Source organism: Pedobacter sp. GW456-11-11-14-TSB4, assembly GCF_059424425.1.
In genome coordinates this window covers 181,917-199,478 of sequence record NZ_JBWKZK010000001.1, presented here as the reverse complement: position 1 = coordinate 199,478, position 17,562 = coordinate 181,917, and the positions used below count along the sequence as shown (strand labels likewise).

Genomic DNA, 17,562 nt, shown 5'->3' with positions numbered 1-17,562 from the left:
ATGGCCATATTAAGTAAAGAAGAAGCCCAAGCAATATTAAAAAAAGTAATCAGTTACTCTAAGGCCGATGCTTGTGAAGTAAGCTTAAACGGATCTAACGGAGGAAACATTCGTTATGCCCGTAATGCAGTTTCAACTGCCGGACAAGTAGATGTAATGAGTTTATCTGTGAATTCTACCTTCGGTAAAAAAACAGGATCAGCCTCAATTAATGAGTTTGATGATGCATCACTTAAAAAAGTAGTGAGCAGAGCTGAAGAATTGGCGCAATTGGCGCCAGAAAACCCTGAATATATGCCATTGTTAGGTGCGCAAACTTTTCAGGAATCTAAAACATTTAATGAAAATACTGCAGCCATGACACCAGATACCAGAGCAGAAATGGTGGGTAAAAGTTTAGGTGTAGCCAAAGCAGCAAACTTAGATGCAGCAGGATTTTTAGAAAATTCTACCCGTTTCAATTCGGTAATGAATTCTAAAGGTTTATTTGCTTACAATAAATCAACTAACGTTTCATTTTCTGTAACCATTAGAAACAAAGAAGGAACCGGATCTGGTTACGTGGAGCAAGATTTTAACGATCTCAGCAAAATGGATGTACTTGCATTAAGCAAAATTGCGGCCAGCAAAGCCACAGGATCTGCAGGAGCAAAAGCAATTGAGCCAGGAAAATACACCGTTATTTTAGAACCTTTAGCTGCTAGTGACATATTGAGTAATATGTTTAGAGGTTTTGATGCCCGCAGTGCGGATGAGGGTAGAAGTTTTATGAGTAAAAAGGGTGGAGGCACGCGTTTAGGAGAACAATTGTTTTCTGAAAATGTAAATATCTACTCAGACCCAATGAACCCAGAATTACCTTCAGCAACATGGAATGGTGATGGATTGGCATTAAAAAGAACAGATTGGGTAAAAAATGGTGTAGTTAAAAATTTAGCTTACTCTAGATATTGGGCCGAAAAGAAAGGCGTAGAACCTATTCCTTTTGGTAGAAGCATGGTAATTGAAGGAGGTACACAATCGTTACAAGATTTAATTAAGAGTACTGAAAAGGGAATATTAGTTACTCGTTTCTGGTATATCCGTTCGGTTGATCCTCAAACATTATTATTAACGGGGCTTACACGAGATGGTACTTTTTACATTGAAAATGGAGAAATTAAATTCCCGATTAAAAACTTTAGGTTTAATGAAAGCCCGATCATTATGTTAAACAATGTTGAAGCTTTAGGTAAACCAGTTAGAACCGGTAGTGGAATGATCCCGCCAATGAAAATTAAAGACTTTACTTTCTCATCATTATCTGATGCGATTTAGTTTTAAAATGATTAGTTAAGAAGTTTGTCATCCTGAACTTGTTGAAGGACTTTATTTATTTAAGGTATTTCGACGAGCTCAAGATGACATTAAAATTTAAATCCATTGAGAAGAAGAGATTTTTTATATATGACAGGTGTGGGTGCGGGAGCAGCCATGTTACCAAGCCTAAATACTTTTGGCAGAATGATTTCTGTTGAAGAAGCTTTAATGCCTGTTGATGTGAAGTTGAAAAAGCAAATGGCTGACGTTGCTCTTAATGCAGCCAAATCTAAAGGTGCTTCTTATGCAGATGTGCGTATTGGGAGATACTTAAATCAGGTGGTGGCTACAAGAGATAACAGAGTTGATAATGTAGCAAACGGAGAATCTTATGGCTTGGGTGTAAGGGTTCTAGTAAATGGATGTTGGGGTTTTGCTGCCACCAATAATATGGATAATACTAACATCGCTAAAGCAGCGGAATTGGCGGTGGCTATTGCCAAAGGTAATGCTAAATTAATGACGGAGGCCGTACAACTTGCTCCGCAAAAAGGCTATGGAGAAGTAAGCTGGAAAACACCTATCGAGGTTAATGCGTTTGTGGTGCCAATTCCAGAAAAGGTAGAAATGTTGCTAAATATTAATAGTGAAGCACTAAAAGGCGGGGCTAAATATGTAAACTCAAATATTTTTATGATTAATGAGCAGAAGTATTTTGCATCAACTGATGGTTCTTATATCGATCAGGATATTCATCGCATTTGGCCAAATTTTACAGTCACTAAAATTGATGCTGCGAGTGGCAAATTTGAAACCAGAAATGCTTTAAGCGCCCCAATGGGGATGGGATTTGAATATCTAACACCAAAAGATGAAGAAAAAATAAAAGGCGGACCAGTAACGATGTACAAAAAACGTTACGATATGCTGGAAGATGTAAAAGAAGCGACTGTTCATATTAGCGAAAAGCTAAAAGCAAAGCCAGTTCCAGCCGGTAAATACGATTTAATTTTAGATCCCTCTCATCTATTCTTAACTATTCACGAATCTGTTGGTCACCCTACAGAATTAGACCGTGTATTGGGTTATGAAGCAAACTACGCAGGTACTAGCTTCTTAACGTTAGATAAATGGGAAACTAAGAAATTTAACTTTGGTAGCGATCAAGTAAATGTAATTGCAGATAAGACTGAAATTGGTTCATTAGGTGCAGTTGGCTATGACGATGAAGGAGTAAAATGTGGTAAATGGGATATTATCAAAAATGGTATTTTAGTTAATTATCAAACCATTAGAGATCAAGCGCATATATTAGGATTGAAAGAATCGCAAGGATGTTGCTATGCAGATAGCTGGGATAGCATTCAATTTCAGCGGATGCCAAATGTATCATTAGCGCCTGGTAATACCGAATTAACTGCTGCAGATATGGTTAAGGATGTAGAAAAAGGGATTTACATGTTTGGGCGTAATTCTTATTCTATTGATCAACAGCGCTACAATTTCCAATTTAGTGCTCAATTAGCCTACGAAGTAAAGGATGGAAAAATAGTTGGCATGTTTAAAGATGCATCTTACCAGTCAAACACCCAAGAATTTTGGAATTCTTGCGCTAAACTTTGTGGCAAAAGTGATTACCGTTTAGGAGGTACTTTTTCTGATGGTAAAGGTCAGCCAAGCCAAGTCAGTGCAGTTTCTCACGGCAGTGCAACTACCAGATTTAACGGTGTAAAAGTGATTAATACGGGTAGGAGTTTAGGTTAAGTTATATATTGTTGTTCTAGCCAAAAAATTCACGTCATTTCGAACGAGGAACGAGGGGGAATCTATTATAAAGTCTCTTGTGAAATAGATTTCTCACTACGCTTTACTTCGTTTCGAAATGACGATTATTATTATCCTTCTGCCAATTCTTTAACCTTTGCTAAAGCTTTTGGCCACATCTCAGCAAACATGTCAATCATAGGTTTATTGGCTTCAGACTCATCCATCTCCATGAAAATATGTAAGTTAGTTTTACCGTTTTCATTTTTCAAAGTGTAGTTTTCTTTCGCCCCTGCCCACATTTTTACATGTTCACTTTCAAAATCTTCTACACCTTTATCGTACATGCCCAAATGTTCTATAGACATAAATTCATTTGGTACGTTTTCAGCTATTCTAGAAACCATCCCTCGGTCGTTACCGTCTAAAAACAAAGCTTTGCTGCCTTTTTGCCAATCGGTAACTACTTTAGAATCTTCACTAAAAGCTTTTGTCCATTGCGGATAGGTATCTACTCCAAAAAGTATATCCCAAACCTTTTCTTTGGTTGCGTTTATTTCTACATTAAAATCCATATTCCAAGTATTTAGTTTACTAGTTTTTGTTTATCGGCTGTTTTCTCCGCATGCCGAAATTACTGGATTGTTTCGGTCGGTGAAACACCGACCGATAGAGCGCTTTTTCAACTCCTAACTCCCAACTCCCAACTCCCAGCTCCCAACTCCCAACTCCCAACTCGATTTTAACCTTTCATCTTGCTAAAATCCATATGAAGCAAATTCCATCTATGCCCATCTAAATCTATAAATCCCCCACCATACATCCAGCCATCTTTTTCTCCACCATGGGCAAAAATTTTGCCGCATGCATCTTCAGCTTTTTGAAGCATTTCATCTACCTCTTGTGGGCTTTCGGCGTCTATAGAAAATAATACTTCTGTTCCTTTACTCTTATCAGCAACTTTATTGCCACAAAAACCTTCTATCACATCATTTCTAAATAACATCATTACAAAACGACTTTTTTCGCCAATAAAAAATGAAGCCATGGTATCTGTAAATAGAAATCTTTCGTTCTTTTCGAAACCCATTTTGGTAAAAAATTCTACAGATTTGTTGATGTTAGCAACGTATAAATTAGCCCAGATTTCTTTTGTCATTACGCTGTTTTTAGTTTGTACTAATCTAGGTAATGATTTGAAATAAGTAGGTGGTACTTTGAGACTATGTTTGGGTACAAAAGAGACAGCCTATTGTTAGCTGTTTGATGTTAGTTGGGTAATGATAGATTTGATCAACAGGTTGGAATAATCTTTTTAACTTGAATAAATCCGCCGCCTATTAGGTTAAAAGTATACTCCCAATAACCATCTCCACTTGCAAAATCAATAGAATGAACTTCTCCAAAAGTTCCTATTCCGTTACTAATGGTATCACCAACTTTTATGTCGTTTAAATCGCCAGTTGGCGTATCTTGATTGAGGATTTTCATTTTTTGAAATTGAAAACTGTTAACTGAAAATTGCAGACTGATTAGCCCATTGTATTGTAACAAGCACGGCAGCGTGGTTCGTAGCTATCTTTTTCTCCTAACAGGATTTTTGTGTCGTTAACCACAGTGCGGTAAGAATAAACCGCTGGACTGCCGCATTGCATACAAACCGCGTTTACTTTGGTAACATGTTCGGCAATAGCGAGTAGGGCGGGCATTGGACCAAAAGGCTTACCCTGAAAATCCATATCTAAACCTGCAATAATTACTCTAATTCCTTTTAAAGCAAGTTTATTGCAAACTTCAGGTAATTCATCATCAAAAAATTGAGCTTCATCAATACCAACAACTTGCGTATTTGTGCCCAATAATAAAATGGCTGATGAGCTGTTTACCGGAGTGGATTGAATTGAATTGAGATCATGAGAAACAACAGCAGTTTCATCGTATCGTGTATCAGTTTTTGGTTTAAAAATCTCCACATTCAGTTTCGCAATCTGTGCTCTTTTTAATCGTCTAATTAATTCTTCGGTTTTGCCAGAGAACATAGAGCCGCAAATTACTTCGATGCTTCCACAAAATTCTCCTCTTCTAAAGTTTTGCTCGCTGAATAACATTTGTAAAGGTATTTTAGCCAAATATAAAAGAAATTTATAGTACTTTTGATTGTCATTTATTAACATAAATCGCCCATTTTTTCGTTAAGCTACCATGATAAAACAAGAAGATCTTTTTAAGAAATTAGGATTGATACTAAGCGAGTTAAACGATCAATATCAATATCTATCTCAAAACCCTCAGCAGTTCAACGAGTTAGAGCTAGAGCTTTTTCATGCAAATGCCAATTTTTTGGCCGACCATGTGCAAATCATTAAAAAATTAATTGCTAAGGCAGAAGGCAATCATCATTCAGAGTTGGCAACGCAAGAAAATGCAGATCAGTTTAATGAATTGGTTTTGCCAGAAGATACCCATGAAGAAAACCAATTGGCCGAAATTACTTTTGCTGATGATAACAACGATACGTACACCGAAGAAGTGCCTGAAGAGAGAGAGGAAATAGTTGAGCAGGAAGACGCGATTTTTGATCAAGATATAGTTGAAGAACCAGTTGTAAGATTTCAAGAAATAGAAAAAGAGGTTTTTAAATTAGATCCAGAACCTTCTACATTTGAATTTATTTTGAATGATCATAGCGAACATGATAAATTCGAATTTGAAGAGAAAAGTGTTGACGAACTTTTTAACAGGCCTTTAAGTGATGAAGAGGAACGTGTTTTAGCTGAAAAGATAAAGTTGAGAGAACAACTAAAAAATGATGAAACATTGGAGAATGATGTTGAGGATGAGATTGGACCAGAACCATTTTTAGTTCACAAAGAGGAAGAAAAAGAATTTGTCATTGATCAGGAAGAGCTTACGCTTACAGCTGCTCCTATTGAAACTGTGCAGGTAAACCATGCTGAACCAGTTGAGGACCCAACTTATAAGGCAACATTAAACGACTTATTGGCGAAATCTAGAAGCACAAATGTGAATACAGCAAATACAGCTAAAGTTGATGATTTAAAGCAGGCTATTAACTTAAATGATAAGTTGCTGTATATTAAAGATTTGTTTAATGGCTATAATTTAGCTTACGCAGAAGCTATTGATTTGGCTAATAAACTCCCTGATTTTGAAAGTGCAGATAACTTTTTTCAGAAAAACTATGCGATTAAGAACAATTGGGCAGCTAAACAAGCTACGGTTGATAAATTTTATCAGTTGTTAAATCAAAGGTTTAGATAGGTTTTCTAATCGTCACTTCGATAACAGCATTTCGCGAATAAGAAGTCTCTGAGCTTATTTAGCATTGAATGTTGTTGTGCTTGAAATAAGTTTGTGATCCCATTAGCAAAGAGATATCTTTCCGATGCTTCGGAACTGGCTCTCGCTTCGCTGCGTTCGATAAGATGTGATTTTGTTAAATAAATCCCATTCTATTCGAATCTAACTTCAAAAAGATAAATAGCAATACTGTAAAGCTCCATAAAGATGAGCCGCCATAGCTTATAAATGGAAGTGGGATACCAATTACGGGCATAATTCCTATCGCCATGCCGATATTTATAAATACGTGGAAGAATATAATACAGGCCATGCAATATCCGTAAACTCTAGAGAATGAAGATCGCTGTCGCTCTGCAATATTAATTACCCTAAGCAATAAGAAAATGTAAAGCGATATGACCACAAAACAACCTGCAAAACCCCATTCTTCGCCAACAGTTGAGAAAATAAAATCTGTGCTTTGTGCAGGTACAAATTTAAATTTAGTTTGCGTTCCTTGTAAAAAACCTCTGCCAGTTAACTGACCAGCACCAATTGCCGTTTGAGACTGGATCACATTATAACCAACCCCTTTATTGTCTGTGGTTAAGCCTAAAATGAGTTCGATACGGGCACGTTGATGTTTCTGTAAAACATGCTCAAACAGAAATTTAGCAAAAAATAAATAACCAATTGCCAATAAAGTAATTATACCAATACTGATTATTTTTTGCTGCTTTTTACGATTGAAATAAATGAATAAGGCACCCAATACTATAATTGAACCTATCAAAACAGTTGGTGCTAAATACAAATTTAAGATGAACAGCAATACCATCCCCCAAAAAAGGATTAGTAAATAGCCTGGTAAACCCTCTCTGTACAAAGGAAACATGAATGATAAAAACACCAATGTTGAACCCGCATCAGGTTGTAGCATGATTAACAACATTGGTAAAACGATAATCGCGGCAGCAATTAATATTGGTTTTAAAGTGTTAAGCTTTACGTTAAAAGAGCTGATATAACGGGCCAATAGCAAAGCAGTACCAAATTTAGCAAATTCTGATGGCTGTAGCCTAAACGAGCCAATTGCTATCCAAGCTTGGTTACCACCCACATCACGCCCAATTACTAAAACTACCAATAGCAATACCATGGTAACTCCATAAATTACAGGAGCAAACACACTAAAGAATTTGGCGTCGAATAATAGAATGGAGAAGCCAAGAACTAGTCCAGTTCCAATAAAAATTAACTGTTTACCGTAACTGGCATTAAAGCTAAAACTTGTAGAAATATCTGGGTTAAACTCTGTTGCATAGATGTTTACAAAACCTATAGCGCATAAAGCCATGTAAATTAATATGGTTATCCAATCTACATTAAAGAAAAATTTATTGCTTTGCTGCTGCATTGTTCCTTGGTAAAATTGCTTCTCTATTAGTATTATTTACAGCGATGTTTTGCTTTGCTGGGATAGGTTTCTTTTTTAAACTGTCAACTTTTGCGCTATCAACCTTAGTTAATGGTTTTTTAGGTTTATCCATTTTTAAAGCAGGCAGCAAATTAGCCTCTTTATATTGCTGCAAAGTTGCCCCATTTATTCTTCTAGGTTCAAGCGAATCTGTTAAATATTTTTCAGTAATAAAACTGGCAATAGGAGCGGCATAGGCACCACCATAGCCACCGTTTTCAATAATTACGGCAATGGCAATTTTTGGGTTATCTCTTGGGGCAAAGCCGATAAATACGGAGTGATTTTTGCCACGGTTATTTTGTACAGTTCCGGTTTTGCCGCACATTAAAATATTTCTAATTCTAGATTCTGTTGCCGTACCTGTACCTGTGTTTACCGCATCCTGCATACCATCAATAACTGGTTCAAAATGTTTGGCATCAATATCTACAAAATGTTTTTCCTTGTATTTGGGATCTATTTTTTTATCATCACCTATGGCTTTTACAACATGGGGTTTAATGTAATAACCCCGGTTAGCGATAATGGCCATAATGTTTGCCATTTGCAAAGGTGTAGTACTAATTTCACCTTGTCCAATAGCTACAGACATAATTGTAGTATTACCCCAACGTTTGCCATACATTTGGGCATAATCTTTTGGTCGGTACAATTTAAATGCTTTTTCGCTTGGTAAATCTATACCTAAAGTATCACCAATGCCAAACTTCCTTACTTTATTTTGCCATACATCATAAGCAGCTTGCTGTTTTGATCTTGATAGACCATTTTTGGTCATCATTTTCGCGAAAATATTGTAGAAATAAGTATTGCATGATCGGGAAATTCCCCAGCGCAAAGAAGTGTTCCCGTCAACGTGTTCACATTTAAATTTTCTATTCCCTGCAATATAATAACCTGGACAATTAAAAGTCGTATTCGGGTCAACAACACCTTCTTGTAGTGCCAATAAGGCATCTAGTGGTTTAAAAGCAGAACCTGGTGAATATTTTCCTTGCAGAGGTCTGATAAATAATGGTCGGTAGGGGTTGGCTGTAAACTGTCCGTAATTTGAACTAAAATTATTACCTACCAATTTGTTTGGGTCATAACCCGGACTGCTTACAAAAGCTAAAATTTCTCCAGTATTTGGTTCAATGGCCACAACACTCCCTACTTTGTTTGCCAACAGTTCTTCGCCTAATTTTTGTATTCTACTATCAATTGTAGACACGATATTATCACCAGCGATAGAAAGGGAGTCTAAACGACCATTGTCATAGCTACCTTGGGCTACATTTTTTGCGTTATACAAAATATGTCTAACTCCTTTTGTGCCTCTTAAGTATTCCTCATATGATTTTTCGATGCCTGTTTTTCCAATATAATCACCAGGTTTATAATAACCTTCATACTTATCTATGTCTAATTGGTTAACTTCCCTCATAAAACCCAAAAACTGAGCGGCAACACTATCTGGGTAATATCTTATGGTTCTTTTCTGCACCTCGAAACCAGGAAAATTAGAAAGTTTTTCTTGCAGGGCAGCATAAGTTTGTACAGAGAGCAATTTCTGGAATATGGAAGATTGAAACCTTGATCTTACGGTAGCTCTTCTCAGTTTTTCTCTAAAGGTTGGCATATCAATACCTATCAGGTTACTAAGAGAAACTGTGTCAAAAGGCTTTACCAATTTCGGTGTTACCAATAAATCGTAAGTAGGTTGGTTTTGAGCTAATATTTTGTTGTTTCTATCTAAAATAACACCTCTGGCAGGGAAAACGTATGATTTACGCAAGGCATTACTATTGGCGTTCACAAAATATTTATCGGTAGCTACCTGTATATAAAAAAGCTTGCCTATTAAAATTAATGCAAGCAAAACAAATAAACCTTGGATGATATATTTTCTGTTAAACAGCTGATCCATTTAATTCGATTTTCTGTTATGGAATGTGAACTCTACTAATAGAACAATAAACAGCGTAAATATAACACTAATTAGGGCTCTGCCTAAAGTGTAGCCAATTTCGCTTAATTTAAATGCTTCCAATACAAAAACGATGATATGATGTACAATTGTACATAAGAATGCATAAAGCATAAACCATTTAAAACCCATGTTACCTAATGAAGGTTCAGGTTCATCAAATGCATCTCTGTTAACACTTACAGAAATAAATAGTATCCTAACAAAGGCAAGAGCCACACATGCAGTGGTATGTACACCTAAAGTATCGTAAAAAGCATCAATAGTTAAGCCTGTGCCAAATGCCAATAAAAACAAAAGCAAATTTGGTATCCTAAAAGGAAGCACAAGAATAAAAAGGATGTAGATAAATGGGGTTGATAAATTGTAGTAGTTTAAGTTGCGCAATAAAAATATCTGCACAAATAAAAGTACAATCCATCTAAATATATTTAATAAAATGGTTTTACTGTTCATTAGGCAATTGTTCTTCTAAAGCTTTTTGTTCGGTAGCAAATCTATCTTTTACAACATAAACATATTGTAGGGTGCTAAAATCATTAAATAAGCTTACTTCTAAGGTCATAAAACTATCACCTGTGCTAATACCAGTTTTTAAAACTTTACCAATTTCAATTCCTTTCGGGAAACTACCTACGCCAGATGTAATCACGGTATCACCAACTTTTACATTAAAATGGTTTGGGATTTCTTTTACCAAGGCTTTTTTAAAATCAAAATTTCCATCGCCCCAAACTAATGAACCAAAAGCGTTATTTTTTTTAATGAAAACACTAATTGCAGTATTCTTATTAAGTAGTGATCTTATGGTTGCTAAATGTGCAGAAACATCTTGCACAAAACCAACTACACCACTTTGCGGAGAAATAACCGCCATGTCTTTAACAATTCCATCAGCGCTACCTTTATTTATGGTGATGTAATTATTTCTTAAGCTGATAGAGTTTTTGATCACTTTGGCAGCCATTAAGGTGTATTGTTGCTGATTTACGCTGTCGGTAATTTTAACAACTTTGCTGCTATCAATATTTTGTAACGCAAAAAGCTGGGTTTTAAGTTTGGCATTTTCCATAGCCAAACTATCATTTACCTGCCCCAAATTTAAATACCTTTTAAGCACATTTAAATTTCCATAAGCATTACCAACAAGCTCATTGGTAGAGTTTAGGGTTACGCTTCGCTGATAAGAGTTGTTTTTAATGGTTAAAACAATCCCTATGGTAAAAAAAATGAAGAAAAAGAAAAATGCGTTATATCTACTGATGAAAATCCAAAGGTTACGCATTGCTTAAAAGATAGGAGATATGAGATATGAGATATGAGTTTGGCACTTAGTCTCAAATCTCAAATCTAATTTCTCACATCTAGTTTATTGCATTAAAAATTTATAGTTACCAATATTTTTTAAGGCGATGCCTGTACCGCGTACTACCGCACGTAATGGATCTTCGGCAACGTGAACTGGCAGTTTGGTTTTTGCAGCTACACGTTTATCTAAACCACGTAACAATGCACCACCACCTGTTAAATAAATACCTGTTTGGTAAATATCAGCAGAGAGTTCTGGAGGGGTAATCTCTAAAGCTTTCAAAATCGCTTCTTCAATTTTAGAGATCGATTTATCTAAACAATGCGCAATTTCAGTATAAGAAACGGTAATTTGTTTAGGTACACCCGTCATCAAATCTCTACCTTGTACAGCAAAATCAGCAGGTGGATCAGCTAACTCTGGCAATGCAGCACCAACCTCAATTTTAATTTTTTCGGCGGTACGGTCGCCAATCATAATGTTGTGTTGTCTACGAATATAATTTACGATATCGCTATCAAAGTTATCGCCAGCAACACGGATCGATTGGTCGCAAACAATACCAGACAAAGCAATAACCGCAATTTCTGTAGTACCACCACCTATATCAATAATCATGTTACCCATTGGTTCTTCCACATCAATACCAATACCTACAGCAGCAGCCATTGGCTCATGAATTAGGTAAACTTCTTTGGCACCGGCAATTTCTGCACTATCTCTAACTGCACGTTTTTCAACCTCAGTAATACCCGATGGAATACAAATTACCATTCTTAAAGATGGAAACATCCAGCCTTTACCGCCGTTAAGCATCCTAATCATTCCTTTAATCATGGCTTCTGCAGCATTAAAATCTGCAATTACACCATCTTTTAAAGGTCTAACTGTTCTAATATTATCGTGTGTTTTACCTTCCATTTGCATGGCTTGGCGGCCAATTGCAATAATTTTGTTGGTTTGTCTATCAAAAGCAACTATCGAAGGCTCGTCAACTACTACTTTGTCGTTATGTATAATAAGGGTATTCGCTGTGCCTAAATCAATGGCAACTTCTTGCGTAAACCAATTAAATAATCCCATTTATATGTGATGTTATATTGTATTAAAATTCTGTGTACTTATACAATGTAAAAATACACCTTTTTATTGTATTTAAAATTTAAAAATCTGTTCAGTCTAAAATAAATTATATCGAAGGATTTGAAAATCAATGTTCTATTTCAATAGGTTCCTTCATTCCCGCTTTTCCTGCTGCCATGAAGAATGGCAGCAGGAAAAGCGGGTTTATTTAACCTGAGCTTATGCAATTATTAACAGCTGCAAGTAGCCAAAAGCCCCACCCCAACCCTCCCCAGAAGGGAGGGAGTGGATGTCGCAAAACTTATTTGACCTAATCAACTTTCCGACTTTCGGTCTTCCCGACTTTCCTAGTGTTTAAAATGTCTCACTCCAGTTGTTACCATAGCAATACCTTTTGCATTACACATGTCAATTGAGTCTTGATCTTTAATTGAGCCACCTGGTTGTAGCACTGCAATAATTCCCGCCTCTGCCGCTAGTTCAACGCAATCAGGGAAAGGGAAAAAAGCATCTGAAGCCATCACAGCGTCTTTTAAGCTAAAACCAAATGCTTCTGCTTTAACTACAGCTTGTTTTAAGGCATCAACTCTTGATGTTTGTCCGACGCCACTTGCAATTAAAACATTGTCTTTAACAAAAACGATGGTATTAGATTTGGTGTGTTTTACAATTTTATTTGCGAAAATTAAATCTTGTATCGAAGCTTCGCTTGGCGCTTTTTCGGTAACTGTTTTCATTTGCTCAGCACCTTCTAAGCTTAAATCTTTATCTTGTTCAATCACACCGTTCAATAAAGTTTTAAATTGTTTTTTACTCAATTCAACTTCATTACGTTGTAAAATCACTCTGTTTTTCTTTGCTTTAAACAATTCTACAGCCTCTGGTTGGTAAGATGGAGCAATTAAAACTTCGAAAAATAAATTATTAATTTCTTGAGCTGTGGCCAAATCAACTTCTTGGTTGGTAATTAAAACGCCACCAAAAGCAGAAACTGGGTCACATGCCAAAGCATCTTTCCAAGCTTGTAAAACAGTTGATCTCGATGCTAAACCGCAAGCGTTGGTGTGTTTTAAAATGGCGAAAGTTGGTTCAGTAAATTCATCAATTAAGGCCACTGCTGCATCCACATCTACCAAATTATTATAGCTTAATTCTTTACCATTTAATTTGGTAAACATCTCATCTAAATTGCCATAAAAAGTACCTTGCTGATGAGGGTTTTCGCCATAACGTAAAGTTTGTGCTTGTTTTACACTGTGTTTAAAAACGTTTAATGGTTCTTCGGCATTAAAATAATTGAAGATTGCTGTATCATAATGAGAAGAAGTGTGGAAAGCTTTTTTAGCATACGATTTACGTTGAGCTAAAGTTGTAGCGCCATCCTGGTTTTGTAATTCTGCTAGTAAAGTTCCATAATCGTCTTTTGACGCAATGATTACCACGTCATTAAAGTTTTTCGCGGCAGCTCTAATTAAAGAAATACCACCGATATCAATTTTCTCAATAATTTCTGTATCTGTACCACCAGCTTTTACAGTTTCTTCAAAAGGATAGAGATCTACAATAACTAAGTCAATCTCAGGGATTTCGTATTGTGCAATTTGCTCTTGATCGCCGGGTAAACTTCTGCGGTTTAAAATTCCACCAAAAACTTTAGGATGCAAAGTTTTTACTCGTCCGCCCAAAATAGAAGGGTAGCCAGTTAAGTCTTCAACAGCAACTACAGGCAGATTTAAATCTTTAATAAACTGTTCTGTACCGCCAGTAGAATATAGCGTTACGCCTTGTTGGGCTAGATATTGAACAAGTGGTGCTAAACCATCTTTGTAATAAACTGAAATTAAAGCGTTTTTGATCTTTACTTGCTGACTCATGAAGGGTGTTGTTTTAAGCCGCAAAGGTAAGAAAACGAGATCGTTTTTTGAGGAGGTTTTTTAAATAAAAATGAAGAAATTTAAGATGTAAAATGTAAGAGGCAAGATGGTTTGCCTTTCGGACTTTCTGACTTCCGACTTTTCTGACCTTTTTTACTTCTTAATCTTTTTAATAATGCTTTCAACAATACGTGGATAATGTAAATGCTCCAATTGTTGCCCTTTAAATTTTACCATCTCTAAATTATCGCCTTTATCAATACGATATTTAGCCTGATAGATGTATTCACCCTCATCGTAATTTTCATTCACATAGTGGATGGTTATACCACCCTCTTGTTCGCCAGCGGCCATAACTGCTTTGTGTACATGGTCGCCATACATGCCTTTGCCACCAAATTTAGGTAAAATTGCAGGGTGGATATTGATAATTCTGCCTGGATATTCTTGCAGCAGGTTTTGAGGGATTAACCATAAAAAACCAGCAAGCACTATTAAATCGATATCAAGATTTTTTAGTAAATCAATGATGTTTTCGGTTTTATAAAACTCGTGTTTATCAAAAATATGCGATGGTATTTCGAAGCTATCAGCACGTTGAAGCACATATGCATCAGGGTTATTGGTTAAAACCAAGGCAACTTCCACCTCTGTGTTGCGTTTAAAATGCTCCATTAATTTTTGGGCATTAGAACCTGAGCCCGATGCAAAAATTGCGATACGTTTCTTCAAAATGCTTAATCTTTTTTTCAAAAATAGCATTTTACCTTTTTAATGAAAGAGTTTTCGTGATTTTATGCAATATTGCTCGTCATTTAAAGTATATTTGATAACATTAGCAGGTGGAGTTTATAGTATTTTAACTACTGTAAAGCAAGTTTTTAGCCTTTTGTTAAATAATATAAAAATATTTTCAAAAGCATTTTGCATTTTAAAAACATTAACTCTATATTTGCAGTCCGAAAAATAGTAAACACAGAAGATATAAAAGGCTAAACAATAATGGCAAATCATAAATCGTCTTTAAAAAGAATTAGAGCAAACGCGACAAAACGTCTACGTAACAGATATCAAGCAAAAACTACTCGTACTTTCATCAAGAGATTACGTGCTGCTGAAGATAAAAAAACTGGTACTGAGTTATTACCAAAAGTAATTTCGATGTTAGATCGTTTAGCTAAGAAAAACGTAATTCACAAAAACAAAGCTGCTAACAATAAATCTAAATTAACGAAATTCGTTAACGGTTTAAAATAGTCGGTTTTTTCTCGATATTTAAACGGTATTGCTTTTAGCGATACCGTTTTTTTTGTGTTTATATTTTTATAATATTTTCTGGATTTATAGTAAGGAAAGAAGCATATACAAAAAAAACTTATTTTATTTCTCTTTACCAATCTTTAAATCATCAACATTTAATTTATTGTTTTATTTAATACTATTTCTATATTAGTCAATCAATCCATCCCGATTGGTATTTTTTAAAAAAAATGGGATGGATAATTACGATCAAAAATTAGGCATAAAAGCTTGGGCAGAAGCCGATAGACCACGTGAAAAACTGCTTTTACAAGGGCGAAGACAGTTAACCGATGCTGAGCTTATTGCCATTTTGATAAGCTCTGGTAACCGCACAGAAACCGCTGTTGATTTAAGCAAACGTATTCTTAATTTCTATAATAACGATTTAGCTAAAGTTGCGAAGTTAAGTGTAAATGAACTTTCAAAATTTAAGGGAATAGGTGAGGCTAAAGCAATTTCGATAGTTGCGGCGTTAGAATTGGGTAGAAGAAGAAAAGAAACCGAAAAAGAAGGGGCGCTTAAAATTACTTCATCGCTAGATGCTTACCATCAACTTAAACCTGAGTTAGAAGATCTTCAGCATGAGGAGTTTTGGATTTTACTACTCAATAGAGCAAATTTTGTAATCAGTAAACAGTTTGTAAGCAAAGGTGGGCTGTCTGGTACAGTGGCAGATCCAAAAATAATCTTCAAAATTGCAATTGAGCATAATGCTGCTCATATTGTATTGGCACACAACCATCCCTCTGGTAATTTAAAGGCAAGTGCCGCAGATATTTCGTTAACAAAAAAAATGGTTCAATCTGGTTTGTTATTAGAAATTCCAATTTACGATCATCTAATTATTACCGATCATTCGTATTTGAGCATGGCTGATGAAAGTTTAATGTAAATTGATCAAAATGCTTATTAACAAAGCATAAAAATTTTACCGATCAGAAGCGTTAATGATTATATAATTGAATGAAGAAAACAATCATCGCACTTGTTGTGCTTACCATTTTAATTTTGCTTTTTATAGAAAAATGTAGTTTGGTAAACCTAAGCACAGCTGATGTTTTTATGCCAAGTGCTTATAAAAATGCTAAAGGCTTGAAAGATACTTCTCGATCAAAAAAATACGAAATTGTACCCGTTGCTGGTGATTTTCCGATATTGTTTGATGGTTTTAAAAATGAATTTTATCTCAGCAATAAAAAAGGATTAACAAAAGTTAATGCTCGAGGAAATGTGATGTTTGCTGATGATTTATTAGCAGAGAAATATACTTCTGTATTTACCTTCGCAAATTTTACACCTTATGTTTTTGTAGAAAAGGGTGTGTACGATTTTTCGGGAGAAAAGCTGATTTTTTATCCATTCTCTAAAGTACAAAATGCTAAAAATGAAATGAGTAACGCAGATTTCAAAGTCATCTTCGAAAATTATTACCAAAATGCTGAATTGGTTATTTATGGTAGCGATGAGAATATCGACTTAGAGAGCGATTTTTACCCAATGTATTTTAAGATTAATAATGAATGGATTTTGCTCTTTTCTCAAAAAGGCGACTATAGATTTAATAATACCACCATTGGGCAGAGGGATTTTGAAAAATTCCCTGCAAAGTTTGCCAATAAAAGATTGATTGTACTCAAAGAGAATAGAAATGGTACATATTCGACCAATCAAGTAAGTGAAAAAATTGACGATGAATATTTGAAAACCAATTACACGCAGGTATTAAAAGAACAAAAATTAGCTTATCAAAGTGATAATGATGTTAAGATAGTTGCCCATAAAAAACACGGCTATCATTTTACAGGAAGTTATCTTAGTTTGCCAAATTGGGTTTATCCTACATTTTTAAATACCGCTTACTTTCAGTTAACTTACCATAACGACAAGCTCTATTTTAAAGAACAAGCGCTACAAAAAAGTACTGATTTTAACTGTGAAAATGAGATGTATTTGTACGAGTTGCCCAAGAAATTTAGGAAAAATAACAAAGTTGCTTTTTTAGCTTACGAATTAAATTTGGGCGGTTTTTCGGATAGTTTGGACAACATTATTCAAGTAAATAAAAATGCTGGTTTGTATATCATCAGAGCAAAAAATTCAAACAAATAATTTGGTTCGTTATTTTATTTCATCTTTAATACAATCATTTCTTTACAGTTATTTAATATCAGAATTTGTA

Annotated in this window: 17 protein-coding genes; 6 read left to right on the top strand and 11 right to left on the bottom strand. The window is 35.3% G+C overall.

Going from position 1 to position 17,562, the window contains the following annotated elements; all coding sequences use genetic code 11:
• Together AC07XU_RS00885 and AC07XU_RS00880 are read left to right on the top strand one after the other, a co-directional pair.
• The gene (locus AC07XU_RS00885; RefSeq protein ID WP_494941738.1) at positions 1 to 1,317 is read left to right on the top strand and encodes a TldD/PmbA family protein; all 1,317 of its coding nucleotides are present in this window, start codon (positions 1 to 3) and stop codon (positions 1,315 to 1,317) included.
• 105 nt (positions 1,318 to 1,422) lie between these two features.
• Positions 1,423 to 3,063: a TldD/PmbA family protein gene (locus AC07XU_RS00880; protein ID WP_494941737.1), complete on the top strand. Its 1,641-nt coding sequence runs from the start codon at positions 1,423 to 1,425 to the stop codon at positions 3,061 to 3,063.
• A gap of 131 nt (positions 3,064 to 3,194) precedes the next feature.
• Here the strand turns inward: AC07XU_RS00880 and AC07XU_RS00875 are convergent, their stop codons facing one another.
• The 4 genes from AC07XU_RS00875 to AC07XU_RS00860 all read right to left on the bottom strand — a co-directional run bounded on the left by AC07XU_RS00875 (position 3,195) and on the right by AC07XU_RS00860 (position 5,171).
• Positions 3,195 to 3,638, bottom strand: coding sequence for an SRPBCC domain-containing protein (locus AC07XU_RS00875; RefSeq protein WP_494941736.1), 444 nt, complete (start codon positions 3,636 to 3,638; stop codon positions 3,195 to 3,197).
• Between the two features lie 167 nt (positions 3,639 to 3,805).
• Positions 3,806 to 4,222 (bottom strand): VOC family protein, encoded by a 417-nt coding sequence (locus AC07XU_RS00870; RefSeq protein ID WP_494941735.1) that lies wholly within the window; start codon positions 4,220 to 4,222, stop codon positions 3,806 to 3,808.
• A 134-nt stretch (positions 4,223 to 4,356) separates the two neighbouring features.
• Complete coding sequence (locus tag AC07XU_RS00865) at positions 4,357 to 4,554, bottom strand: hypothetical protein (protein WP_494941734.1); 198 nt, start codon at positions 4,552 to 4,554, stop codon at positions 4,357 to 4,359.
• A 41-nt stretch (positions 4,555 to 4,595) separates the two neighbouring features.
• A complete protein-coding gene (locus AC07XU_RS00860; RefSeq protein WP_494941733.1) occupies positions 4,596 to 5,171 on the bottom strand; it encodes a thymidine kinase in 576 nt (191 codons plus the stop codon).
• A 94-nt stretch (positions 5,172 to 5,265) separates the two neighbouring features.
• On the opposite strand from AC07XU_RS00860, the gene AC07XU_RS00855 reads away from it, so the two are divergent.
• On the top strand, positions 5,266 to 6,345 hold the full coding sequence (locus AC07XU_RS00855; RefSeq protein WP_494941732.1) for a DUF8457 domain-containing protein: 1,080 nt from the start codon (positions 5,266 to 5,268) through the stop codon (positions 6,343 to 6,345).
• A gap of 175 nt (positions 6,346 to 6,520) precedes the next feature.
• Here the strand turns inward: AC07XU_RS00855 and rodA are convergent, their stop codons facing one another.
• The 7 genes from rodA to purN form a co-directional block, all read right to left on the bottom strand.
• Positions 6,521 to 7,783 carry a rod shape-determining protein RodA gene (rodA, locus tag AC07XU_RS00850; RefSeq protein WP_494941731.1) on the bottom strand — a complete coding sequence of 421 codons (1,263 nt, stop codon included), beginning with the start codon at positions 7,781 to 7,783 and terminating at the stop codon, positions 6,521 to 6,523.
• Complete coding sequence (gene mrdA, locus AC07XU_RS00845; RefSeq protein ID WP_494941730.1) at positions 7,764 to 9,755, bottom strand: penicillin-binding protein 2; 1,992 nt, start codon at positions 9,753 to 9,755, stop codon at positions 7,764 to 7,766. The genes rodA and mrdA overlap by 20 nt, the downstream gene beginning before the upstream one ends.
• Positions 9,756 to 10,271: a rod shape-determining protein MreD gene (locus AC07XU_RS00840; protein ID WP_494941729.1), complete on the bottom strand. Its 516-nt coding sequence runs from the start codon at positions 10,269 to 10,271 to the stop codon at positions 9,756 to 9,758.
• Entirely contained in the window at positions 10,261 to 11,100 is an 840-nt protein-coding gene (mreC, locus tag AC07XU_RS00835; RefSeq protein WP_494941728.1) for a rod shape-determining protein MreC, read from the bottom strand. Before mreC ends, AC07XU_RS00840 begins: the two co-directional genes overlap by 11 nt.
• An 84-nt stretch (positions 11,101 to 11,184) precedes the next feature.
• On the bottom strand, positions 11,185 to 12,207 hold the full coding sequence (locus tag AC07XU_RS00830; RefSeq protein ID WP_131555670.1) for a rod shape-determining protein: 1,023 nt from the start codon (positions 12,205 to 12,207) through the stop codon (positions 11,185 to 11,187).
• Between the two features lie 347 nt (positions 12,208 to 12,554).
• Entirely contained in the window at positions 12,555 to 14,081 is a 1,527-nt protein-coding gene (gene purH, locus AC07XU_RS00825; RefSeq protein WP_494941727.1) for a bifunctional phosphoribosylaminoimidazolecarboxamide formyltransferase/IMP cyclohydrolase, read from the bottom strand.
• Positions 14,082 to 14,234: 153 nt separating this feature from the next.
• Complete coding sequence (gene purN, locus AC07XU_RS00820) at positions 14,235 to 14,813, bottom strand: phosphoribosylglycinamide formyltransferase (RefSeq protein WP_494942985.1); 579 nt, start codon at positions 14,811 to 14,813, stop codon at positions 14,235 to 14,237.
• 270 nt (positions 14,814 to 15,083) lie between these two features.
• On the opposite strand from purN, the gene rpsT reads away from it, so the two are divergent.
• The 3 genes from rpsT (at position 15,084) to AC07XU_RS00805 (ending at position 17,492) form a co-directional block, all read left to right on the top strand.
• Positions 15,084 to 15,338: a 30S ribosomal protein S20 gene (gene rpsT, locus AC07XU_RS00815; protein WP_136843686.1), complete on the top strand. Its 255-nt coding sequence runs from the start codon at positions 15,084 to 15,086 to the stop codon at positions 15,336 to 15,338.
• 238 nt (positions 15,339 to 15,576) lie between these two features.
• The gene (gene radC, locus AC07XU_RS00810; protein ID WP_494941726.1) at positions 15,577 to 16,275 is read left to right on the top strand and encodes a RadC family protein; all 699 of its coding nucleotides are present in this window, start codon (positions 15,577 to 15,579) and stop codon (positions 16,273 to 16,275) included.
• A 71-nt stretch (positions 16,276 to 16,346) separates the two neighbouring features.
• Complete coding sequence (locus AC07XU_RS00805) at positions 16,347 to 17,492, top strand: hypothetical protein (RefSeq protein WP_494941725.1); 1,146 nt, start codon at positions 16,347 to 16,349, stop codon at positions 17,490 to 17,492.
• The last annotated feature ends 70 nt before the right edge of the window (positions 17,493 to 17,562 follow it).